19 protein-coding genes and 1 pseudogene are annotated in these 23,465 nt (G+C 68.8%); 14 read left to right on the forward strand and 6 right to left on the reverse strand.

Features of this window, described 5'->3' with window-relative positions:
• The first annotated feature begins 18 nt into the window (after window positions 1-18).
• From gmd to QE428_RS02685, 3 genes and pseudogenes are all read left to right on the forward strand, one after another.
• A complete protein-coding gene (gmd, locus tag QE428_RS02675; RefSeq protein WP_307462722.1) occupies window positions 19-1,047 on the forward strand; it encodes a GDP-mannose 4,6-dehydratase in 1,029 nt (342 codons plus the stop codon).
• Window positions 1,005-2,028: pseudogene (locus QE428_RS02680) on the forward strand (GDP-L-fucose synthase family protein). The gene gmd and the pseudogene QE428_RS02680 overlap by 43 nt, the downstream one beginning before the upstream one ends.
• 61 nt (window positions 2,029-2,089) lie before the next feature.
• Entirely contained in the window at window positions 2,090-2,317 is a 228-nt protein-coding gene (locus tag QE428_RS02685) for a Dabb family protein (RefSeq protein ID WP_307470601.1), read from the forward strand.
• On the opposite strand, the gene QE428_RS02690 is transcribed toward QE428_RS02685, so the two are convergent.
• A complete protein-coding gene (locus QE428_RS02690) occupies window positions 2,310-2,789 on the reverse strand; it encodes a DUF4916 domain-containing protein (protein WP_307462723.1) in 480 nt (159 codons plus the stop codon). The two genes, QE428_RS02685 and QE428_RS02690, sit on opposite strands and share 8 nt — an antisense overlap.
• A gap of 95 nt (window positions 2,790-2,884) precedes the next feature.
• Between QE428_RS02690 and QE428_RS02695 the strand changes: the two genes are divergently transcribed.
• Genes QE428_RS02695 through QE428_RS02705 form a run of 3 tightly spaced genes read left to right on the forward strand, consistent with a single transcriptional unit; the run spans window position 2,885 to window position 6,978 of the window.
• Window positions 2,885-4,384: a polysaccharide biosynthesis tyrosine autokinase gene (locus tag QE428_RS02695; protein WP_307462725.1), complete on the forward strand. Its 1,500-nt coding sequence runs from the start codon at window positions 2,885-2,887 to the stop codon at window positions 4,382-4,384.
• Between the two features lie 3 nt (window positions 4,385-4,387).
• Window positions 4,388-5,278, forward strand: a complete 891-nt coding sequence (locus tag QE428_RS02700) for a hypothetical protein (RefSeq protein ID WP_307462726.1) — start codon at window positions 4,388-4,390, stop codon at window positions 5,276-5,278.
• A complete protein-coding gene (locus QE428_RS02705) occupies window positions 5,278-6,978 on the forward strand; it encodes a hypothetical protein (RefSeq protein ID WP_307470604.1) in 1,701 nt (566 codons plus the stop codon). The genes QE428_RS02700 and QE428_RS02705 overlap by 1 nt, the downstream gene beginning before the upstream one ends.
• A gap of 1 nt (window position 6,979) precedes the next feature.
• Here the strand turns inward: QE428_RS02705 and QE428_RS02710 are convergent, their stop codons facing one another.
• Window positions 6,980-7,348 carry a response regulator transcription factor gene (locus QE428_RS02710; RefSeq protein WP_307462728.1) on the reverse strand — a complete coding sequence of 123 codons (369 nt, stop codon included), beginning with the start codon at window positions 7,346-7,348 and terminating at the stop codon, window positions 6,980-6,982.
• Window positions 7,349-7,437: 89 nt separating this feature from the next.
• On the opposite strand from QE428_RS02710, the gene QE428_RS02715 reads away from it, so the two are divergent.
• The 6 genes from QE428_RS02715 (at window position 7,438) to QE428_RS02740 (ending at window position 15,979) form a co-directional block, all read left to right on the forward strand.
• Window positions 7,438-9,081 (forward strand): ATP-binding protein, encoded by a 1,644-nt coding sequence (locus QE428_RS02715; RefSeq protein WP_307462729.1) that lies wholly within the window; start codon window positions 7,438-7,440, stop codon window positions 9,079-9,081.
• Window positions 9,082-9,163: 82 nt separating this feature from the next.
• Entirely contained in the window at window positions 9,164-10,675 is a 1,512-nt protein-coding gene (locus QE428_RS02720; RefSeq protein ID WP_307462731.1) for a sugar transferase, read from the forward strand.
• Window positions 10,676-10,719: 44 nt separating this feature from the next.
• Window positions 10,720-12,369 carry a HAMP domain-containing sensor histidine kinase gene (locus QE428_RS02725; RefSeq protein ID WP_307462733.1) on the forward strand — a complete coding sequence of 550 codons (1,650 nt, stop codon included), beginning with the start codon at window positions 10,720-10,722 and terminating at the stop codon, window positions 12,367-12,369.
• Window positions 12,369-13,499: a hypothetical protein gene (locus tag QE428_RS02730; RefSeq protein ID WP_307462735.1), complete on the forward strand. Its 1,131-nt coding sequence runs from the start codon at window positions 12,369-12,371 to the stop codon at window positions 13,497-13,499. The genes QE428_RS02725 and QE428_RS02730 overlap by 1 nt, the downstream gene beginning before the upstream one ends.
• A gap of 37 nt (window positions 13,500-13,536) precedes the next feature.
• The gene (locus QE428_RS02735) at window positions 13,537-15,333 is read left to right on the forward strand and encodes a DUF4012 domain-containing protein (protein WP_307462737.1); all 1,797 of its coding nucleotides are present in this window, start codon (window positions 13,537-13,539) and stop codon (window positions 15,331-15,333) included.
• 88 nt (window positions 15,334-15,421) lie between these two features.
• On the forward strand, window positions 15,422-15,979 hold the full coding sequence (locus tag QE428_RS02740; RefSeq protein ID WP_307462739.1) for a cell wall protein: 558 nt from the start codon (window positions 15,422-15,424) through the stop codon (window positions 15,977-15,979).
• A gap of 42 nt (window positions 15,980-16,021) precedes the next feature.
• Here QE428_RS02740 and QE428_RS02745 read toward each other — a convergent pair whose 3' ends face one another.
• Window positions 16,022-16,717, reverse strand: coding sequence for an endonuclease/exonuclease/phosphatase family protein (locus QE428_RS02745; protein ID WP_091356690.1), 696 nt, complete (start codon window positions 16,715-16,717; stop codon window positions 16,022-16,024).
• 30 nt (window positions 16,718-16,747) lie between these two features.
• On the opposite strand from QE428_RS02745, the gene QE428_RS02750 reads away from it, so the two are divergent.
• Together QE428_RS02750 and QE428_RS02755 are read left to right on the forward strand one after the other, a co-directional pair.
• Window positions 16,748-17,755, forward strand: a complete 1,008-nt coding sequence (locus QE428_RS02750) for a glycoside hydrolase family 6 protein (protein WP_307462741.1) — start codon at window positions 16,748-16,750, stop codon at window positions 17,753-17,755.
• Window positions 17,756-17,808: 53 nt separating this feature from the next.
• Complete coding sequence (locus tag QE428_RS02755; RefSeq protein ID WP_307462743.1) at window positions 17,809-18,885, forward strand: response regulator transcription factor; 1,077 nt, start codon at window positions 17,809-17,811, stop codon at window positions 18,883-18,885.
• A gap of 972 nt (window positions 18,886-19,857) precedes the next feature.
• On the opposite strand, the gene QE428_RS02760 is transcribed toward QE428_RS02755, so the two are convergent.
• From QE428_RS02760 to QE428_RS02770, 3 genes are all read right to left on the reverse strand, one after another.
• A complete protein-coding gene (locus QE428_RS02760; RefSeq protein WP_307462745.1) occupies window positions 19,858-21,588 on the reverse strand; it encodes a glycosyltransferase family 2 protein in 1,731 nt (576 codons plus the stop codon).
• 20 nt (window positions 21,589-21,608) lie between these two features.
• Window positions 21,609-22,442, reverse strand: a complete 834-nt coding sequence (locus tag QE428_RS02765; protein ID WP_307462747.1) for a fructose 1,6-bisphosphatase — start codon at window positions 22,440-22,442, stop codon at window positions 21,609-21,611.
• A gap of 185 nt (window positions 22,443-22,627) precedes the next feature.
• On the reverse strand, window positions 22,628-23,251 hold the full coding sequence (locus QE428_RS02770; RefSeq protein ID WP_231916476.1) for a hypothetical protein: 624 nt from the start codon (window positions 23,249-23,251) through the stop codon (window positions 22,628-22,630).
• Window positions 23,252-23,465 lie beyond the last annotated feature (214 nt).

The raw sequence follows: 23,465 nt of genomic DNA on the forward strand, positions 1-23,465 counted from the left end.
AGCCCAGGGGGACTCCACGTGACCAAGCGCGCACTCATCACCGGCATTACCGGTCAGGACGGCTCGTACCTTGCCGAATTGCTGCTCGCGAAGGGGTACGAGGTGCACGGACTCATCCGCCGCGCGTCGACCTTCAACACCCACCGTATCGACCACCTTTACGTCGACCCGCACGAACCGACAGCGAGGCTCTTCCTCCACTACGGCGATCTGAGCGACGGCGCCCGCATGGTCACTCTCATGAGCGAGATCAACCCCGACGAGGTCTACAACCTTGCCGCGCAGTCGCACGTGCGCGTGTCCTTTGACGAGCCCGAGCACACGGCCGATACGACGGGCACCGGCACGGTCCGACTGCTCGAGGCTGTCCGCCTCTCCGGCATCAAGACGCGGTTCTATCAGGCATCCACCTCAGAGCTCTTCGGAGCTACTCCCCCGCCGCAGGGTGAGAACACGCCGTTCTACCCGCGCTCGCCCTACGGCGTCGCGAAGCTCTACTCGTACTGGATCGTGAAGAACTACCGCGAGGCGTACGACATGTTCGCCGTCAACGGCATCCTCTTCAACCACGAGTCGCCTCGCCGCGGCGAGACGTTCGTCACCCGAAAGATCACGCGGGCCGTCGCCCGCATCAAGGCCGGCGTCCAGAAGGATCTCTATCTCGGTAACCTCGAGTCCATCCGCGACTGGGGCTACGCCGCCGAATACGTCGAGGGCATGTGGCGCATGCTGCAGGCCGACGAGCCCGAAGACTTCGTCCTCGGCACCGGCGTCGGGTACACGATCAAGGACTTCCTCGAGACGTCGTTCGGTCGCGTCGGGCTGGACTGGCAGGAGTTCGTGAAGTTCGACGAGCGCTACCTGCGGCCCACCGAGGTGGACGCCCTCATCGGCGACCCGTCGAAGGCAGCGGACAAACTCGGCTGGGTCCCGACGATCGATGGGAAGCAACTGGCCGAGCTCATGGTTGACGCTGACGTGGAAGCACTTGAAAAGGGTCCGGAATGGATCGACACCGTGAAGCTGGCCTCGTGGGGAACCGCGTGAGTACCGCCATCGACGGAGTCACCTATACGCCGAGCGAGCTCGATCGCGATGCGACGTTCTACGTCGCCGGTCACCGCGGGCTCGTCGGGTCGGCGATCGTTCGCAAACTCGAGGCGGAGGGTTTCACCCATGTCGTCGGAAAGACTTCCGCGGAACTCGATCTGAAGAGCCGCGACGACGTCTTCGCTTACATGGCCGACATCAAGCCGCGGTACCTCGTCCTCGCGGCAGCTAAGGTCGGCGGCATTCTCGCCAACAGCACCTATCCGGTCGACTTCCTCTCCGACAACATGCGGATCCAGACGAACGTGCTCGACGCGGCGCTCGCCAGTGACGTCGAACGAGTCGCCTTCCTCGGGTCGTCGTGCATCTATCCGAAGCTCGCCGAGCAGCCCATCCGCGAGGATTCGCTGCTCACAGGACACCTCGAGCCCACGAACGATGCGTACGCGATCGCCAAGATCGCCGGCATCCTCCACACGCAGGCCGTGCGCCGCCAGTACGGGCTGCCGTGGATCAGCGCCATGCCGACAAACCTGTACGGCCCGAACGACAACTTCTCACCGAAGGGGTCGCACGTCCTCCCCGCGCTCATCCGCCGCTACGACGAGGCGGCGAAAGCGGGAGCTCCCGCCGTCACGAACTGGGGAACGGGAACGCCACGACGCGAATTCCTGCACTCCGACGATATGGCCGACGCCGTTCTGCACCTCATGGAGCACTATGACGGCCCCGACCAGGTCAACGTCGGCACCGGCAGCGACGTCACCATCGCGCGAGATCGCGGAGACGATCGCAGACGTGACCGGGTTCGGCGGCGACACCGAATGGGACACCACCAAGCCCGACGGCACCCCGCAGAAGCTGCTCGACGTCTCCAAGCTCGCCCAGGCCGGCTGGACCGCCAGGATCAGTCTGCAAGAGGGACTCGAGCGCACGGTCGCGTGGTACCGCGACCACGTCGACTCCATTCGCGAGTAAGTCCATGGTGTACCGCCACATCGTGCTCTTCCGTCTCCACGACGATGTCGACGAGCACGATGTGGCGCACGCCATCGGGCAGCTGACCTCACTTGCGGACCTGCCAGGGATAGTGAGCTGGCACATCGCGCGATCTCTCGACGAGCGCAAGGGACGCATCGTGATCGAGGAAGCCGAGTTCTCAGACGCCGACGCGTTCGCGGCGTTTCGGTCACATCCCCGGCACCAATCGATCGCCGCGGAGATGGCGAGGATCTCGGATTGGTGGATCGGCGACCGGCTCAGCTGAGCAGGTGTCGCACCAGCGCTTCCGATCCCGGCCACATCGGTTCGGGGAGGTCGTCGACGGGGAAGTAGCCGAACTCCATCGCCTCGTTTCGGGGCGCTGGCTCGCCGATGATCTCCACGACGTAGGACAACCCGACGGAGTGCTTCCGCGGGTCTTGTCCATGCTCTGTACCGTCGGCCGGAGCGAGCTCGACCGGGAACCATTCGTAGACGTGACGGGGCTGCGCGTTCGCCTCGACGTCGATGTCTACACCGAGAGTGTCGGACGCATGGCGTCGCAGCGCGTTCACGAGCGTCTCCCCGCGCATGACACGCCCGCCAAGGTGACACCACACGGCTCCGAAGGGGGAATCGCGCAGAATGAGACCGACCTCACGGCCACGCGCGCCCCAGCGCGCTGGCACGAAGTCGACGCACAGCAGTGGCACGGATTCCTCAACGAGGGCGTAGACGTCATCGGGGAGATAGGTCACTATGCGATCCTCTCGCGACATTTCCCCGACACACCCCTATGGCAGACTGAGCGGCATTGACCCTACGCCCGTCGGGCGTCAGCACGAGAGGCACCATGGAGCTCAGCGACTACATCCGCGTCCTCCGCAAGAACTGGCTGATCATCGTCGTGTTGACGCTGGTCGGCCTGGGCGCGGCAGCGGCATACTCCCTGACCCGCACGCCCGTGTACGAGTCGTCGAGCAGCGTCGCCGTCTCGACGCAGACCGGCGGAACGGCATCCGACATTCAACAGGGCGCCAACTTCGCGCAGACCCGCATCAATACTTATGTAGGGCTGGTGACGACACCGATCGTGCTCAACCCGGTCATTGCGGACCTCGACCTCGGCGTGACCGCAGACACCCTCGAGAAGCAGATCACGGCATCGTCGGCCCTCAACACGACGATCATCACGATCACGGCGACTGATCCTGACCCGGTCGTCGCGGCGAACCTCGCGAACCAGGCTGCGGCTAGCCTCTCGACCGTCGTTCCCGAGATCGAACCCGAGATCGCCGAGGGCGGCAGCCCCGTGCGTCTCACTCGCGTCAGCGATGCGCAGCCCGCCTTGGCGCCGGCAAGCCCGAACGTCCCACTGAACCTCGCCCTCGGCGCGCTGGTCGGTCTGGCTCTCGGCATCGGCGTCGCGGTTCTGCGCACCGTCCTCGACAACAAGGTCCGCACCCCGCGTGACGCGGAGGGCATCACGTCCGCCCCGTCGCTCGGTGCGATCGCGTACGACGCGAAAGCGAAAGAGCGTCCGCTCATCGTCCACGCTGACCCGCTCAGCCCGCGCGCAGAGTCGTTCCGCGCGCTCCGCACCAACCTGCAGTTCCTCGACATGGGCGGCCGTTCGAGCTTCGTCGTGACGAGTTCAGTGCCCAGCGAGGGCAAGTCGACCACGACGATCAACCTCGCCATCGCCCTCGCCGACGCCGGCAAGAAGGTCGCGCTGCTCGACACGGACCTGCGCAAGCCGAAAGTCGCCGAATACCTCGGCATTGAAGGCGGCGTCGGTCTGACCGACGTGCTCATCGGCCGTGTGCGCGTCGGCGACGTCATGCTCCCGTGGGGTGGCCGCAGCCTGTTCGTCCTGCCCGCGGGCAAGATCCCGCCCAACCCGAGCGAACTGCTCGGGTCGAAGCAGATGGCAACACTTCTCGAGGTTCTCGAGCGCGACTTCGACGTCGTGCTGTGCGACGCTCCCCCGCTGCTGCCCGTCACCGACGCCGCGATCCTCGCCCGTGGGACGAGCGGTGCGATCCTCATCGCCTCGGCCGGTCGCGTCACCCGGCACCAGCTCGAAGGAGCCGTCGAGGCACTGCACACGGTCGGCGCGAAGGTGGCCGGCTTCGTGATGTCGATGGTCCCCACCCGCGGACCGGACTCCTATTACAACGGGTACGGCTACGGGTATGGCTACGGCTACACGCAGGAGCAGCCCAAAGCCGCCCGCGGGCGCACGCGCAAGACGCCGGTCGCAGTCGTTCCCGACACGGCATCGTTGATCGGCGACACCGGCTTCGACTCGCGACGCGACGCGCGAAGCGCAGGCGACGTCGGCACTCGCTGACGCATGGCACGCCGCTCGCCGGTCCGCCGCGGACTGCCCGCGGCGGTGATCTCGATCCTCGTGGTCGCGCTCACCGTCGCCGTCGGCGCCCTCGTCGTTCTCGCGCTGGACCGCGGACGCTCGGCCGGCACCGACACGGTCGCACAGCCCGCGCCGTCGGTCAGTTCTTCCCTCTCTTCGACCCCGTCACCGACGCCCGCCCCGACCGCGACCGTCGAAGAACCGACCGCGCCCGATGATGCCGAGCGCTTCCTCGCGGTCGGCGCCGGCGCCATGTGGCGCGCAACAGCCGGACAATGCGGCGACGCTGCCCCAATCATCGAGCGCTCTGACGACGACGGCGACACCTGGTCCGACGTCACCCCCACCTATCGCGACATCGCGCAGCTGCGCGATCTCACCCCCTTCGCCGAGACCGAAGCCGACATCGTCGCCGACGTCGGAGCGGACTGCGAGACGCAGGCCCTGCGCACCTTCACTGCGGGGCGGTTCTGGTCGCCCTACGACGACCTCCTCCCGCAGTCCACCTACCTCGACGGATCGACCGTCATCATCGACGGCACCCGCCTCGACGCACCGTGCGAGCAGCCCTGGGGCCTTCGCGCCTCGGGCGAGACCGCCGCGTTCATCTGCGACGGCACCGCGTACGAGATCACCGACGGCGAGACGACCGAGATCGGCGACGGAGTCGCCGCCCTCGACGTGCGCGACGGGCAGATCATCGGGGCCCTCGTGCGCTCGGACTGCAACGGGCTGCAGGTGTCATCCCTCGCCCCCGACGCCGCCCCTCTCGAGTGCCTCGATGTGGATGCCGACGGTCCCGTCGCTCTCGCGGTCACCGCCGACGCGATCCGAGTCTGGGCGGGGGACGACCTCGTCAGCACGCCGCGGTGATGCGCAGCGCAGGACGCGTCGGGCGGGCACTGGGGGCGACGTTCGTCAGCGGTGAGTACTTCACGCGCTGGTCGTTGATCCTCGCCCTCGCCGTCGGCGTGCTGCTCAGCGTCCCGAGCGTCGGATCACCGTCCTTCGGCGGCTACCTCCGAGGCGTGGCGGTAGCCGCCCTCGGGTCTCCCCTGCTGGTCGCCATCGGCCTCGCCGCCGCATGGGGCGAACGGCGCGTCACGCACCGCATTGCTCGGGCGCTCGTGGTCGCCGGCGCGATCGTGGCGATCTCCGGCAGCCGCCCGTTCGTCAACGACGCGATCAGCACCCTCGTGTTCGCGACCTCCACCGGCGGCAACTGGGCGACGCGCATCACCACGAACCTGGTCACCTGCGTCGCGCTGTTCACCGTCTGCGCCGTCGCCATCACCTATCACCGCCGCCTTCGCGCCACAACGGTACGCCTCCAGCTCGCGGGAGTGCAGATGCGCGCCGGCATCGCCGAGGTCCGTCGCCTGCACGACGCGGCCACTGCCGCACGCCACCGTCTCGTCGACGAGCTGCGGACAGCGCGCGACGACCTGCTCGCGGCCGCCGTGACCTACGAGCGGGTGCGCGATTACTCGAACAGCGTGCGCGCGGCATCCCACCACCTCGACTCGCTTCCCACCGCACCCGCGCCGGGCGCCCTCGATGGCGATCTCGGCGAGCGCCGGCGCCTTCCCGTTCTGGGCAGGCTCGGTGCGACACCTCCGTTCGCCGTCGGGCTGACCTACGTCGCCGCGACGCTGCCCTTCGGCCTGGCACACGGCGGACCGTCGGTTGCGGCGACCGCGATCGTGGCGTGCGTCGCGATCGATCTCGTCGCCTTCGCCCTGCTCCGAGCCGCTCGTCGTCTGCAACCCCGACTGCGCGGCATGGTTTTCCTGGCCGTGTGGCTGGCCGCCGGCGCCGCCGTCATGGCGCTCACCTTCACCCTCATCCCGACCGTCGGCTCCCTCGGTCTCGTTCCTCTCGTCGGTGTGCCGCTCGTGGCCGCCGTCATCAGCCTGTCTGTCGACGCCTACCGACGAGCCCGCATCGAAGAACAACGCGCCACGACGGTGCTGCTCGCGTCAGCCCGCCGGCTCGCCGCCGAGGTCGACACGACCGCGGCCCCCTTGCAGCGAGCGATCGACGTGCTGCACGGGCGGTTGCAGGGGCGGTGCGTGATCCTCGCGGCGCACGTCGATGAGAACGTCCCCGACATCGACACCCTCGAGACGTTCCGAGCGCAGACCGACGACATCCTCGACGAGGTCCGCACCGATGATGCCCCGACGAGCGGAGACGGCGAGGACATCGACGACCTCGTGCGCGCTTGGTCGGTCGTGATGGACGTGACGCTCTCCATCGACGATGACGCACGCGAAGGGCTGTCGGCCGCGGCCATCGCCGACGGCGTCTACGGTCTCGTCAACGAAGCACTCGTGAACGCGGTCAAGCACTCCGGCGCCCGGTGGGCCGACATCAAGATCGACCGCGACGGCGACGCGATCGCCGCTCGCGTCTCGAGTCCCGGCATCCTCGCCGCAGCGACCCCGTCGACGGGCGAACGCGTCACCGGCATCGGAACGCGCGGTGCGCGCACGGTCCTGCGTCAGGCGGGCGACCGCGTCGTCCTCGAGGGGCTGTTCCCGCTGCCGTCGAGGACCAGCGCCCCGATCTGAGTCAGGCGGTCTCGAGCAGAGCCGCGACGCGCTCGCGCAACTGACGCGGCGTGAACGGCTTCACGACGTAGTCGTCGATGCCCGCGGCGTGCGCCTGAGCGACGTCCTGCGGCGACGAGCGGGCGGTGAGCATGAGGATGCGCGTCGACGAGAACCCGGGGTCGGCGCGCAGCGTGGAACACACTTCGATCCCCGTCTTGATCGGCATCATCCAGTCGAGGATGACCATGTCGGGATGCCGCTCGAAAGCCCGCTTGAGCCCCGCGCCGCCGTCGTGCGCGACCTCGACATCGTGCCCGACACCTTGCAGCACATGACTGAGCAGCAAGGCCACGTCGATGTCGTCTTCGACGACCAGGACAGATGCCATCGCGGCTCACCTCGGGGTTCACTAGCCGATCGAGACATCGGCGATGGCATGAGACTACACGCGGGATGACCGCGATGTACGGTGTACGCGTGACGACCGCCACCGCCGCAGGGAAGGCGCCTTCCACCCGGTTGTCACGCGGGCGCCGCTGGGGCTACTGGTTGACCGCCCTCGCGTGCATCGTCGTGGCGAGCCTGGCCGGTCTCACGCTCCAGTCGCCGGGGCTTCCCATCGCGTGGTGGTGGCCCGCCGCGGGCGCCGCCGCCTGGTTCGCCCTGCGCGCGCCGCGGGCCGACCGCACGTGGCTGATGCTGGCCATCCCCCTCGCCACCGTCACGACGAACATCCTCGTCGGCCGCCCCTGGTATCTCGGCCTGGTCTACGGGTTGTGCAATACGGTCGAGATCGTCGTCTTCCTCGCAGCGCTCGGCAGGCAGCGGGACGCCTTCCGGCTCGACACGCTCGGGAACGCCGTCCGCTTCGTCAGTGCGGCCCTGCTGGGCGCGCTGGTGCTGGGGCTCACGATCGGCGGCGCGGGGGCGCTGCTCGCCGGCGCCTCGTTCGCCTCAGTGGCGATCGTCGCCTTCGCCTCGCACAGTTCGGCGGTGATGCTGATCGGGGTACTCGCCGCCCTCCCCGCCCGGGAGCGGCAACGGGCGAATCCGATCGAGGTCGCCGTCCACGCTGTGGTTGCTGCGGCCACCCTGTTCCTCACCTTCGGCCCCGGCGGCGCCACGGAGGTGACCTTTCTGGTGTTCGCGGTCCTGGCCGCGGCGTGCCTTCGCTTCCCGATCCGAATCGCGATCGTGCAGTCCCTGCTCATCTGCGTTGCCGCTCTGCTTCTGACCCTCACCGCCGGCGGCTCCTTCGGCTTCGACCTGGCGGCGTCGCGCACCTCACCGGTGACGCTCGTGGTCTTCATGAGCACCGTCGGGGTGTTCAGCCTGCTCGTTTCGGCAGCGCGCTACGAAGGGCGTGTCAACGCCGCGATCGCCCTCACCGCGGCTGAGGATATCGCTCGAGCCGAACGCGCTCGCGTCGCCGCCCTCGCCGAACAGCTCGAGCTGCAGCGCCAGCGCGAGGACTTCGCGGTGGCGACGAGCCACGAACTACGCACGCCCCTGACGAACATGCTCGGGTACACCGATCTGCTGCTCGACACCCGGCTCGACGACCAGCAACGCTCGTGGCTCGGCGCCACGCGGCGCGGTGCTGAGCGACTGCGCGGCCTCATCGACACGATGATCGATGCCCGAGAGTCCCAGAGCCGCGATGCCGTCGCCGTCGACTCCCTCCTCTCGCGCGTGCAGAGCGCCTACGCCGCGGAAGCCTCGACGCGACGCGCCTCGATCATCACTATTCCGTGCGGTCTCGTCGTCCGCGCGAGCGACGGCGACGCCGAGCGAGCTCTTTCGAACCTGGTCTCGAACGCCATCACGTTCGCCGAGAACGGCACCGTCGCGCTGGAGGCCACCCGTGTCGACGACGACGTGCTCATCTCGGTGACCGACGACGGCCCCGGCATGTCGTCGTCCACCCTGCACCACGCCTTCGACCGGTTCTACCGCGGCCCGGAAGCCGAGGGCCGCGGGTCGTCGGGCATCGGCCTGGGCCTCGGCAGCGCGCGCGATCTCGCGCGCCGCAACGGCGGCGACGTCACCGTGACCTCCACCGCGGGGCACGGTGTGAAGGCCGTGCTCCGCCTTCCCGCTCTCACCGACGGCGACGCATGAGGTCACATTCGTCACACCACCGTTACACCGCCCTGCTAGCGTGCGCCCAAGGAGTGGACTCTCCGGGGGGAGTGGCGAGAGCATGGCAAACACCATGACGACGGATTCGGAAGAGAGCGACGCGACCGTCGTGCGCGTCCGCCGGGACGAACCGGTAGGGAACTGGCGCCGCACCTACGCCCGCCGTCTGTGGTTCAGCGATCTGCTCGTCCTCATCTGGGTCGTTTACGGCACGCAGATCGCCTGGTTCGGCCTCGGTGCCGCGGACCTCGCGATACAGACGGGGCGCGTCGACGGCGAGGTGTCGTACTGGGGATTCTCGACGGCTCTCATCCTGGTGTGGATGCTGACCCTCAGCCTCGCCGATACCCGCGATCATCGCGTCATCGGCGCGGGGAGCGCGGAGTACGCGCGTCTCACTCGATCCAGCGTCACCCTGTTCGGCATCATCGCGATCGTCGCCTTCCTCACCCAGATCGAGGTGGCGCGCGGCTTCCTCCTGCTCAGCCTCCCGCTGGGTATTCTCGTCCTGCTGTTCGAACGGTGGCTGTGGCGTCAGTGGCTCATCGCGCAGCGCCGATCGGGCGCGTATTCGGCTCGAGTCCTGTTGGTCGGGTCCCGGCGGTCCGTGGTCGACATCGCCCACGAGCTCTTGCGTACCCCCAGCGCCGGCTACTACGTCGTCGGCGCCTGTGTGCCCGGCGGCGCGACCGCCGACACGATCGAGGGCACCGACATCCCGATCATGGGCTCCCTGTCGGCGCTGTCTGCTGCGCTCGATGAGTCCGCTGCCGACACCGTCGTCGTCACCAGCACCGACGAGCTCCCCGCCGACAAAGTGAAACAGATCTCTTGGGGCCTCGAGGCCGGGCGTCAGCACCTCGTGCTCGCGCCGGGCATCGCCGACATCGCCGGCCCCCGCATCAGCAGCCGTCCCGTCGCCGGTCTTCCCCTCCTTCACGTAGAAACACCGCGCTTCAGCGGCGGCCAGCGCGTCGCCAAGCGAGTCATGGACGTCACCGCGGCATCCCTCGGCGTCGCTCTGATCAGCCCGATTCTCGCCTTCCTCGCCATCTCGATCCGGCTCTCGAGCCCCGGCCCGGTGCTGTTCCGACAGAAGCGGATCGGCCACGGCGGCCGCGAGTTCACGATGCTGAAGTTCCGCTCCATGGTGACCGACGCCGAAGACCGCCTCGCAGCGCTCATGGAACAGGACCGCGACGCCGGCAACGCGGTTCTCTTCAAGATGAAGAACGACCCCCGAGTGACGCCCATCGGCCGCATCATGCGTCGGCTCAGCCTCGACGAGCTGCCCCAGCTGTTCAACGTCATCGGTGGGTCGATGTCCCTCGTCGGCCCGCGCCCTCCGCTCCCCCGCGAGGTGGAGCTCTACGCCGACCACGTTCACCGACGGTTCCTCGTCAAGCCCGGCATCACGGGGCTCTGGCAGGTCAGCGGCCGGTCGTCTCTGTCATGGGAGGAGTCGGTGCGCCTCGACCTGTCGTACGTCGAGAACTGGACGCTCGTGGGTGACTTCGTCATCCTCGTGAAGACCCTCCGCGCCGCTCTGGTCCCGGGAGAGACCGCGTTCTGACGGCCCCCATCGATCCGTGCCACACTGGCGGCGGAGCCAACCTGATGCCGACAACCGAACGCCACGCTGTGGAGAGCCGCTGGGCGGATAGCCAACTGATCGGCACACGCGTCCGGTCGGTGTGGCAATGGCAGCTGATCTTCACCTTCAGCGTCGTGGCGATCACGGTCGCCGTCGGCGTCCTCGACGTCGGTCTGCTCGCCACCCCGGGCTTCCTCTTCGGCATCCTCGTCATCGTCATCGCGTCGATCGCGACCCTCGTCACACCGTGGGCGCGGATCCCCAAGCACGCGGCTTTCGTCCTGCCCCTCGTCGACATCGTCGCGATCGGGCTGCTGACCCTCAGCCAGCCGAGCCTCGGCTTCTTATGGGTCTTCCCCATCGCCTGGATCGCGACCTACTACGGCACCCTCGAGATCGTGGCGTCGCTGGCCGCCGTCGCGCTCATGAACCTCGCCGACCCCGATCACTGGAACCTCTCGCCCGACGTGGTCGTGGAGCTGCTGATCGTCATGCTGGCTCTCGCCTTCCTCGCCATCACGATCTCGGTGGGCTCCCGCCGCATCCGCGCCTTCCGCTACCTCGCTCGCAACCAGGCCGGCAGGCTGGCGAACACGCTCGAACGCGTGCAGTCGGCCGAGCAACGGGTCAATACCGTCCTCGACTCGATCAGCGTCGCCCTCGCCCGGGTCGCCCGCGGTGGCGAGATCGTTTCGGCGAACGCCGCCTACCGCGAGCTGTATTCGCTCGACGCGCAAGACCTGCGCTTCCCCGTCGGCGGCGCGGTCGAGTACTCCGGCTTCCGTGGCCGCGCCCTGACTCCGGCCGAGACCGTGCTCGCACGCGCGGGCCGAGGCGAGGTCGTCGAACACGAGCGCCTATGGCTCTTCGACCGCAGCGGAACCTGGCGCGCCCTCGGGCTCTCCATCCGCCCGGCAGGCGCGAACTCGATCGGCGAGGACACCTTCGTCGTAGAACTCGAGGACCTCACCGCCGTGGCCGAAGCCCAGCAAGAACGTCCGCACGTCTCGCGGGTGATCGCCCATGAGCTGCGGAACCCCCTCACCGCGATCCTCGGCCACGCCGATCTGCTCCTCGAAGGCTCCCCCCTCACGCCGGCGCAGCGCGACCACGTGAACGTCATCGAATCCGCGAGCGAGCGCATGCTCACCCTCATTCAGGGGATCCTCGCTCCGGCAACGGATGCCGACGTCCACCGCGCGCGCTTCGACGCCGCCGCCCTCGTCACCTCGGCGATCGAGGCGTTCACACCCGCGGCATCCGCGTCGGAATTGGTGGTGGACGCCGTCGTCGCCGGCCCGCTCGTCGTCGAGGGAGACGAGTTCCGCCTGCGCCAGGTCGTCGACAACGTCCTGAGCAACGCCATCAAGTACAGCGACCGCGGAACGCTCCGTGTAGCCGCGGCGGTCGACGACGACGGCTGGGTCGCCGTGACCATCGCCGACGAGGGGATCGGCATGTCCACCGACGACGTCGAGCGCGTCTTCACGCCCTACTTCCGCGCTCAGACCGCGCAAGAGGGCGGCGTGCCCGGCACCGGCCTCGGCATGGGGATCGCGCGCGATATCGTCGAGAGCCACGGGGGTAGCATCACCGTGGAGAGCGCTCTCGGACGCGGGACGACCGTCACGGTTCGTCTGCCCGCCGCAGGCCGCAGCGAGGGGGCGTACTGATGGAGCACATCGACGTGACGATCGTGCTCGTCGCGGTCGCGACGACCTGCACGATCATCATGATCGGGCTCGGGTTCTTGCCGCATCCGGGGCGCGCGGCATCCATCTGGTCCTCCGGCTTCGCCCTCGCGATGCTGAGCTGCTATCTGCTCGTCGCGGCCGATCAGATCGGTTCCCACCACCTGCGCGGAGCCGCCCACGGCCCCATCCTGTGCGCCGTCGCCTTCGTCTGGATTGGCCTGCGCGCCCGGCGGGGCCGGGAGCCGATCATGCTGCTCCCGACCATCGTCGTGTTCAGCGCGGCCACCGTCGTCCTCGGCCTCACCGCCGAGACCCTCACCTACGGCGCCGTGTTCCGGGTGTCGTTCGCCCTCGCCGCCGCGACCGCCGGTCTCGCCGCGTGGGAGTTGCTGCGTCTGCGCAAAGCCGAACGCGAAATGTCACTGCCGCTCATCGTCGTCGCGTGCGGGTTCGTCGGCCTGGCCGTCCTCGTCGCGATCGACGGGCTCATCCGCCTGGCAGACGGCACGATCGGCGAGACCGAGGCGGACCTGCAGGACCTGTACGACCTCAACGAGGTCGTGGCGCTGCTGTATCTCATCTGCGCCCTCGTGACGCTGCTCTACCTCGTACGGCGCGGGGCGCAGACACCCGAGCAGCAGCAGACCGTCGAGTTCTTCGGCGTGGCCCGCGATCGCCTGGCCCGTGCCCGCGAGGCCGGCGACCGCTGGTGGTCGCTGATCGACGTGCGCCTCGACGACGCCGGCGAGCTGCTCGACGCATCGAGCGGACGGGCGTTCCAACGCATCACGGCCCGCTTCGCCGAGGACATCCGCACCGTCATGCCCCCCGAGGCCGACATCTACGCCGTCTCGCCGACGCAGGTGCTCGTCCTGCTCCCCCGACCCGACACCGCCGTGCGCGGGCTGCTGTCGCGACTGCTCGACCGCATCGGCACACTGACCGACCAGCCCGCCGTCCCGATCCGCCTGTCGGCGAGCATCGGCGTGGCTGCTGCCCCCTTGGCCGACTACGACCTTGACCGCCTCACGGCAGCCGCGGGCGAGGCGGCCGCGCACGCCCAGATCTCGGGCGGCGACCGGTGGGAGCGCGCGGTCTTCGCGCCCTGATACGTCATCGACGGGGCACCACCGTAGGATCGTGCCGATGCCCGAGACCTTCCTGCCTCCCGCCGCCCGCACCGTGGGCCGCGTGGTCGTATGGGCGCTCGGGCTCGCCCTGCTCTTCGTACTCTTCGTCGTCGGGTGGATCGGCGTGCGAGGCTACCTCGCCTACGACCACCTTGCGTCAGCGCAGCGGCAGGCCCCGGCGATCGCCCAGAACATCGGCGATCTCTCCGCGGCGACCGCGGCGCTCGACCGCGTGGCTCGTGACACCTCGGCGGCCCGTGAGCTGACCTCGGATCCGCTGTGGCGCGGCGTCGAAGGTGTGCCGTGGGTGGGCCCCCAACTGGCGGCCGTCGCGGATGCCGCCGCCGCGGTCGACGACGTCGTCACCGGCACGGCGGAGCCCATCGCCGCGGTCGCCGACGGCTTCGGCGTCGAGGCGTTCGTGCCCGTCGACGGACGCATCGACACCTCGGTCTTCACGGCGCTCGCGGGCCCCGCCGAGGATGGCGCCCGGGCCGCGGCATCCGCTCGGGACGATGTCGAGGCGATCGACCGCGCTCCCCTCCTCCCGCCCCTCGCCGACGCCATCGGCTCGCTGGACGGCCTGCTGTCGGAAGTCGCATCGGGAACCGACGCCCTCTCGCGTGCCAGCCGGCTGCTCCCGTCGATGCTCGGTGCCGACGGCCCCCGAAACCACCTGCTGCTCGTGCAGAACAACGCCGAGTGGCGCACCCAGGGCGGGATCGTCGGCGCGTCGACGCTCCTCCGCGCCGACGAGGGCGCGATCGAGCTCGACGGCCAGCTGTCGTCCGCAGACTTCGACCGGTACGACGACGCGGTGCTCGACCTCGGCGAGTACGCCTCGCTCTACGACGCGAAGCCGGGTCGCTACATTCAGAACATCACGCAGGTTCCGGACTTCTCGCTGACCGCCCGTCTGGCGCAGGAGTTCGCGAAACGCGAGGGGCGCGACGTCAGCAGCGTCATGTCGATCGATCCGGTCGCCCTGTCGTACCTACTGCAGGCCACCGGGCCGGTCCGGCTCCCCACCGGCGACGAGCTGACGAGCGAGAACGCCGTCCAACTCCTGCTCAACGACGTTTACCTGCGCTACGAGGATCCGCGGCAGCAGGATGCGTTCTTCGCCTCGGCGGCGGCGGCGGTCTTCACCGCGATGACGAGCGGACAGGTCGACCCGGGCGCGCTCGTCAGCGCTCTCGGCCGAGCCGGCGCGGAGCACCGTCTGTACCTCTGGAGCGCGGACGAGGACGACGAGAAGATCCTCGCCGACACGACACTGGCCGGCGCCCCGCCCGCGAGCGATGCCGACACCGCGCGATTCGGCGTCTACTTCAACGACGGCACGGGCTCGAAGATGGACTACTACATGACGCCCGCCGTCCAGCTCGGCTGGTCGGGGTGCGGTACCGGCGCCACTCCCCGCACGCTGTCGCTAGAGGTCAGCCTCACGAACAACGCACCCGCAGACGCCGCGTCGCTGCCCGAGTACATCACCGGCGGCGGCGTCTACGGGGTGCCGGTCGGAACCGCCCGCACCGTCGGCGAGATCTACCTGCCGGAGGGCTTCACGATCAGCGCGGCCACTCCCCCGGGCGACCGCGCCTTCGGCGGCGCCATCGTCGACGGACGCCAGGTGCTGTCGTACTCGGCCGACCTGAAGCCCGGCGAGACCGCCACCGTGTCGGTGGACCTGACTGCCGACACCGACGTCCGTGACGCCGAAGCCTGGGTCACCCCCACCGCGGATGCCTCGCTGTCACCGGTCGTGCGGGCGTCCTGCGCGCCCGCGGGCACCGGCCTCGCACTCGAGTGACGCGTTGCGCAACCGTCATCTGCGAGAAACCCCAGATCGGAAGCCCTCGATTACACTCGGGTACGTACCTCCCCTGAAAGCAGCACTCATGCGCCGCTCCCCCCGCGCCCTCGTCACGATCCTTCTTCTCACCGCTCTGACGTTCGGTGCGCCCGCAGTCGCGAGCGCATCGACGATCTACCCGCCGGTCGACGCCTGCACGTCGGATGCCGCGGGTGCCGGCCCGGGCGACACCATCAGCTTCTCGTGCGACTCCCGCACCTTTGCGCCCAACGAGACCGTCACGGTCACCGTCACGGGTGAGAACGGCGCCGGGGCGCGCTTCGCCATGGTCCGCACGGCGATCTCGACGGCGAGCGCCGTCTTCGAGTCCGACGCGTCGGGCGCCCTGCCCGCGATCCGCATCGTCCTCCCGTCGGACGCGCGCGGCGTCTACAACATCGCCGCCATCTCGGCGACCTCGACCGGCGGTACCTCCAGCGCCGTCATCGACGCCTCGCAGAGCAGCGACCCGCTCGTGCGGGCCGGGTTCGACGGCAACCAGCTGATGGGCCTGTGGATCGGAGCCGGAGCGCTCCTCGCCGCCGGTGCCGTCATCGTGATCGCCTCGGCGGTGCGCCGCCGCCGCGACCGCACCGACGACTGAGGAAGCCCTCGGGGCCCGGGCGACTGAGGCAGCTCGCCCGGCTCAGGCGACGCTCGACGACTTCCGCTGGATCGGCTTCGCCGTCACCAGGATCGGAAGGTGGTCACTCGCACCCTTCGGGAGCGTCTTGACCTGGACGATCTCGAACCCGCTCGACGTGGCGAAGTCGTAGTACCCCTTGAAGAACTTGTAGCGCGTGTACGTGCGCGCGTCGCTGAGGCTCAGCTCGTAGCCGCTCTCGCGGATCACCTGGCTCAGGTTCTCTTTGAAGACGGGGTAGTTGAAGTCGCCGACCATGAGGATCGGCGCTCCCTTGCCGAGCGTCGACAGCTCGCGCAGCGCGGCGCGGATCTGGTGTCGCCGGAGCGAGTTCAGGGCTGTCAGCGGAGCAGCGTGGAACGACGAGACGATGAAGTCCATGCCCGAGTCGATGTCGCGAAGGCTGAGCCCCAGCATCCGTTCGTCTGCCGGCTTCAGAACGATGTCGTGCAACGACTTCTTGAGCGAGAAGGTCTTGCTCGCGCCGGCGCGGAAGCCGTTCTCGCGGTAATAGATCGCGAGCCCCAGCCGATTCGAGCGCGTCGCGTCGGCCAGCACGAGTCCGCCGATGCGCTCGGGCATGTCGGTCGTGTCGACCTCTTGCAGGCACAGCACGTCGACGTCGTAGCGGCCCACCAGCTCGGTGAGTTCGCCCGCTGCGGCGTGCTTGCGCAGGTTGTACGAGACGACGGTGATCATCGAGCATCAGCCTATGGCTAGAGTTCAAGAGTGGCTCCCAGGAAGCTGCGGATGCCTCCGGCCCGCGTACTCGTCCCCGTGGCGATCATCGTGGCGCTCGCTCTCGTCCTCGTGCTCGTCGGCGTCATCGGCAGCGCCGTGACCCGCGGGTTCCACGCGCTCACCGCGCAGCCCCCTCACGTGGCGACGACGATCATCGCGCCGGACCAGGCGAAGGTCGCCGCGGCATCCCGCGACCTGTCCGGTGATGAGAAGGATGCCGCCGCCTACCTCGCCGCCCAACCCACCGCGTACTGGCTCACCCCCGAGCAGGACCCCATCGGCACAGCCGGCGGCACGGTCCTCGACCTCATCTCGCAGGCACGCGATCAGGGGCGTGCCGCCGCGTTCGTCGTCTACGGCCTTCCCGGGCGCGACTGCGGCAACCACTCCGCGGGAGGCCTGTCGGAGCAGGACTACCCCGTCTGGGTCGGCGAGATCGGCAAGGCGCTCGACACCGCCCCCGAGGTGCAGAAGATCGTCATCCTCGAGCCCGACAGCATCGCGCTGTCGGAGGAGTGCGGCAACATCGGCGAGCGCGCCCGCCAGCTGAGCACCGCGGTCGACGGGCTGACCACCGCGAACACCTGGATCTACATCGACGGCGGACACAGCAACTGGCTGCCCGCCGAGAAGATGGCGGACTTCATCCGGCAGACCGGCGTCATCGACCGGGTCCGCGGGTTCGCGACGAACGTCTCGAACTATCAGGCATCCGCCGACGAGTTCGCCTACGCCGCCGCGCTGTCACAGCTGCTCGGCGGTGCCCACGCGATCGTCGACACGTCGCGCAACGGGACCGCGTCGTCGGGCGGCGAGTGGTGCAACCCTCCCGGCCAGACGGTCGGCGAGCCCGGCGGCACGTTCCACGACGACGTCGTCGACACCAACCTGTGGATCAAACCTCCCGGAGAGAGCGACGGCACCTGCAGCGGCGGGCCCGCAGCGGGCGTGTACTGGCCGCAGGCCGGCGTCGAACTGACGCAGGGCGTGCGCTGAGGCGTGTGTAGCATGAGGACCGACTTTCATACTGGATCGGGGGGCAATCGGCGATGAGTGATTCGATGTCGATGCATAAGACAGCGGTCATCGTCGAGGACGATCCGGACATCCGCCACCTCATCGTCGAGGTGCTCGAAGCGGCAGGATTCTCGACGGTCTCCGTCGGCAACGGCATCGACGGCGTGCGCGCCGTGCTCTCGTACCAGCCGCTCATCACGACGCTCGACGTGAACATGCCCGGCATCGACGGGTTCGAAGCGGCTCGCCGCATCCGCGCGCAGAGCGACACCTACATCATCATGATCACCGGTCTCGAAGAGGAGGCCGACGTCGTCCTCGGCCTCGGCGCCGGTGCCGACGAGTACGTCGTCAAGCCCTTCCGTCCGCGCGAGCTCCGCGCCCGCGTCGAGTCGCTCCTGCGGCGTCCGCGGGCGACGGGTACGACCGTCGCAGCCGCTCCGCGACAGGATGCCGCCGGCCCCTCCTTCCCCGGAGCCCGCACCGCCGCGCAGCCGCAGTACGACCCCGCGCCGACGAGCCCCGTGTTCGACGAGCGCGTCATGACGCCCGTGTACCCCGACCCGCAGCAGGGCGGTGCGGTCATTGTGCCGCCCGGACAGTACGGCGGGCCGCAGTTCGGCGGCGCCGGTCAGGTGGCGCCCGGTCAGGGTGCGCCTGGGCAGGGTGCTCCCGGTCAGGGTCTCGTGCCGCAGGGGGTGCCGTCGCAGGGTGAGCACCCGGGGAACGCTGTGGCCCCGGCATCCGCCACCCCGCCCGTCGGCGGTCCGGGATGGACCGTCCACCGCGACCTGGCCGTGCACGCCGAGCACCGCGTCGTCCTCGTCGCCGGGCGCGAGCTGACCCTCACGCGCACCGAGTTCGACCTGCTGTCGACGCTCATGGAATCCAAGCGACGCGTGCGCAGCAAGGCCGACCTCACGCTCGTGCTGCGCGGAGAGTCGTACGTCACGAGCTACTTCGTCGGCGAGGCCGACAAGCGGGCCATCGAGGCGCACATGACCAACCTGCGCCGCAAGCTCGGCGACAACCCCAACAACCCGCGGTACATCGAGACCGTCCGCGGCGTGGGCTACCGCCTCACCTCCGAAACCGTCGCCAGCGCCTGAGGCTTGCCGGAGGCGTGCGCCCGGGGGCGTGCGCGCGCCGGCTGCGGGGGTGCGAGCCGTCCGTGCGTTCGCGGGGGTGTCCGCCGTGCGCGCGTTCGCGGATGCAATAGATGCCGCGCGACACCCGGCATCCACACCGCTGAACGCGGCGTGTCGCGTCGAAACTGTTGCATCCGCGCACGCCTGCCCGCGCACCCGGGCCGGGACGCCCGCGCGCGCATCCGAGCGCGCACGGTCCGCACCCCCTCGCCGAATCAACACCCCAGCGCCGAATCATCACCCATCGGCCCGCATTCGGCTGGTGACTCGGCACCCGAGTGGTGACTCGGCGCACGGGCAAGCCCGCACGAGTCCGGCGCGGCACCCGAGTGGTGACTCGGCGCACGGGCAAGCCCTCACGAGACCGGCGTGGCAGGCCGGAGCTCAGACGGCCCCGCACCGACGACGGATGCAATGGATGCCGCGCGACACCCGGCATCCACGGCTCAGAACGCGGCGTGTCGCGGCGAAACTCCTGCATCCGCGTACATCTGCGCCCCGAGCGAGCAGCACCCACGCATAGGTCATCGCCGAATCAACACCCGCGGGCCGAATCACCACCCATCGGCCCGCATTCGGCTGGTGACTCGGCACCCGAGTGGTGACTCGGCACACGGGCAAGCCCGCACGAGTCCGGCGCGGCACCCGAGTGGTGACTCGGCACACGGGCAAGCCCGCACGAGTCCGGCGCGGGCACCCGAGTGGTGACTCGGCGCACGGGCAAGCCCGCACGAGTCCGGCGCGGGCACCCGAGTGGTGACTCGGCACACGGGCAAGCCCGCACGAGTCCGGCGTGGCAGGCCGGAGCTCAGACGGCCCCGCACCGACGACGGATGCAATGGATGCCGCGCGACACCCGGCATCCACGGCTCAGAACGCGGCGTGTTGGGGCGAAACTCCTGCATCCGCAGACGCCCCCGCGCCCGGCGCGAATCAGACCTTGTAGCCCTGGTGACGCTGGAAGAGCTTGATCGCCATCGTGAGGGTCTGCAGCACCGTGACGACACCGACGATCGGCCAGCCGACCCAGAGGATCGCGGACTGGGTCACCGGGTCGAGCAGGTTCCAGATGACGGCGATCGCGATCGCGACGATGGCGAGGATGATGAAGGGCGTCCAGTGGCCGAAACTAACGCCGCCCTTCTCGGCTCTCGCCTGCAGGGCCCAGTTGTCGACCTTCTTCTTCGAGAGGAAGCGGGTCCACGATCTGATGAAGTGACTGATCCGGATCCACATGAAGATCTCTGCCGGGAACATGAGCATCGCGAACGCGAGGTCGCGTCCGTTGGACTTCTCCATCGCCCGCGCCATGCGGAAGTTCAGGCCTGCGGCCACCAGCGGCGGGATCAGCCACCACGGCGAGAAGACGAACGCGTTGATCGACAGCGACGCGATGAGCAGCGTGATGAAGGCCACGCGGACGAAGAAGTTCGTGAGCATCGAGAACTGCTCGAACCACCGCAGACGCAGGTTCGGGTGGAAGGGCTGCCCCTTCGTGTCACCGCGCTGACCGGGCCACATGAGCTCGATGGCGCCGTAGGTCCACTTGACCTGCTGTGCGTCGTAGCCCTTCAAGGTGGTCATGCCGCCGACATCCGCCCGCGCGAACGGGCTGATCTTCGTGAGGTACCCGGCCGACTTGATCTGCAGCGACAGCAGTGAGTCCTCGACCTCGGAGTCCTTCACCCACGGGGAGTTCTGGTGGTTCTCCTTCATGATGTCGCGCAGGGCGGTCGTCGAGAAGATCGAGAACTGGCCGCCGAGCACGGCCATGTTGCGGCCGCGTAGCAGGTTCTGCATGTTGAACGCGGCGAACTGAGTGCGCTGACCGGCGATCAGCCACTTGGCGATGAAGCCCTTGATGGGCCGGTCGTCGATCGTGTAGATCGCGGAGATGCCGCCGATACGCGAGTCGGCGACGGCCTCGTTCTCGAGGTACTCGACCGCACGCCGGTCGGCGGTCGTGTCGCCGTCGACGCCCAGCAGGTAGTCGTAGCCCTCGACGAGCGCGTACCCGTAGTTCAGGGCGCCGACCTTCTTGTCGGGGTTCTTGCCGATGTCGTGGACGAACACCTCGGTGAACTGCAGACCGAGCTCGGTCTCGACCTCGTGCGGGCCCGAGAACTCCGACGCGATCTTCACCGTGTCATCCGACGTGTTGTTGACCACGATGTGGATCACGTCGGGCACGCGGCTCTGTGCGAGCAGCGACTGGATGACGTCGGCGATCGACTCGGCCTCGTTGTACGCCGGGACGATGCACCCGATCGTCGACCGGTGCACCGACGAGTTCTCGAGCACCGAAGCGAAGTCGTCGGCGAACTCGTCGACGGGGACGATCTCGCCAGGACCGGCGCCGAAGCCGCCCTGCGCGGGCGCACCCTGCCACGACCCCTGCGGCGCGGCATCCTGCCACGTGCCGGCGGGCTCGGTCCACGCACCGGCGGGCTGCTGCCACTGCGGCGGAACGGGCTGCGGCTGAACGGGCTGCGGCTGGACGGGCTGCGGCTGGACGGGCTGCGGCTGCGCAGGCTGCTGCGCCGCGGGCTGCTGCACCGCGGGCCACCCCTGCTGCCACTGCGCCGCGTTCGGATCCTGCCACGCCCCAGCCTGGGGCTGTGCGGGCTGCCAACCCTGCGGGCCGGGGATGTACGGACTTGTCACGTCGGTTCCTCGAACTGGATTCACGGTGTGGTGGGACCGCCGGTACCGCCGGTCGAAGTCCAACCGTCAGTCCCCGTGGTGCCCTGGGAGTCTCCTCCCGACGTGCCGCCGGTTGTTCCCCCCGTGGACTCGTCGGTCTCTGTAACCCGAGGATAGATCGCAATCGGGACAACGGGGTAGACCGTCTGCTGCGCGAAGGACTTGTCGTCGTTCGCCGTCCCCTCGACCCAGATGTCGAGCGCGAACTGCAGGGTGACGCCGTAGGTGTCCTGCGGCAGCTGGTTGATCGTCGTCTCGGGGACGAGCAGACCGCCCTGGAAGCTGTTGATGAGCAGTCCGCGGTTCGAGCGGATCGTGTCGGTCGGCACGAGCGTGCGCGGGTCGGCACTGAACTGGAACGGCGAGCTGACCTGGTTGGAGGTCTGCGCGGTCTGCGAGCTGATCGTCACGTTCGACAGGTAGACGCGTCGCTTCTGCTTAAGGACGGCCTTCTCGTCGACGCGCGTGTCCTTGACGTTGACCGCGAACCCGAAGGTCTTCGGGTTGTCGGCGTACCACTCGCGCGTGCGCTTCGAATCGACCGCCCACATGTCGAGGATGATCTGCAGACCATCGGCGACCTCGTAGGTCATCTGCACGGAGCCGTCGTAGGTGAACTGCGAGTCGAACGGCATCTCGGCCGTGCCCGCGGCGGGCGTCGCGTTCGGCGCGGGCACCGCCTGAGCGTCGTCCTGTGTGCCGGAGATCCCGTTGAACGCCTCGACGATCTGCGAGCATCCCGACAACGAGAGTGCGGCCGCGGCTGCCAGGGCGATGACGGCGAGCCGGCGGCGGGCGTGGGGACGGATGGACATGCGCGAACCTCGTTCGGTCTGAAGGGTGGAGGGCACCGGCGGCGGGGTTCGGGTCGCCGCCGCCGGTGCCACGTCTTCACGGTAGGGGCGCGCGCCGCCCAGAAACCGGGACTTCGGGAACCCTCGCGACGGCCTTTACCGGATCTTGAGGTTCTTGAGGTTGCGGAACCGCGCCCGCAGAACCGTTAGTCCGAGCCGGATGCCGGCTGCTGCGCGATCGCCACGGTCACCGTGTCGGTCGCGGTCTGCTTCGCGTACTCGTCGGCTCGGGGCTTGGTCTGCACGAGGAAGTCGTACGTGAACTGGAGCGTCACGTAGGTCGCGTTCTCGGGCACCTGGCCGACGTTGAAGGTCTGCGAGTAGCTGTACGGCTTGAGCACGAGGTAGCCGTTCTTGACGCTCGCCTGGTCGACCTGCGGGTCGAGGGCGGGGAACGTCTCTTCAGCGTTGGCGGGGATCGCCAGCATCGTCGCCTTCTGCAGGTAGACCTTCTGCCCGTCATTGGGGGTCACGGTCGTCACGAGGGACAGGCTGACCGGCTTGACAGCCGTGGGGGTCCAGCGATCCATGCGCAGCTCGGACCAGTAGTTGACTGCGACGCTCACCGCACCGGCGGTCAGGTCGCGCTGCGTCGACCCGCTCGACAGGTCGTTCTCGACCGGAGGTGCGACGACGGGCGGCGGAGACGACGACACGGCCGGAGCCGAGGCCGACGGGCTCTCGCTCGCCCACGGCGCGGGTCCGCATCCCGACAGGGCGACGGCACTGCTCAGCACGACGGCGACTGCGGCCAGACGCACGGTTCTCATCCGCATCATGACCCCTCCCCGCGGTGCCGACAGTCTACAAGGGCGGATGCCGGGTGCCGATCGCCGGGGATGTGTCGGAGTGAGTCGTTGTTTACCTGATCGAAACCCTGATTAGTTGCCGATACTGAGCAAAACCTGAATACTGGCTATGTCCAACCAACGAGGGGCGGTCGGTTGGATTTTTTGTTGCCGTCCACGCCTCGAACTCACGACG

The sequence above is a fragment of the Microbacterium sp. SORGH_AS_0505 genome, assembly GCF_030818715.1.
Classification (GTDB): domain Bacteria; phylum Actinomycetota; class Actinomycetes; order Actinomycetales; family Microbacteriaceae; genus Microbacterium.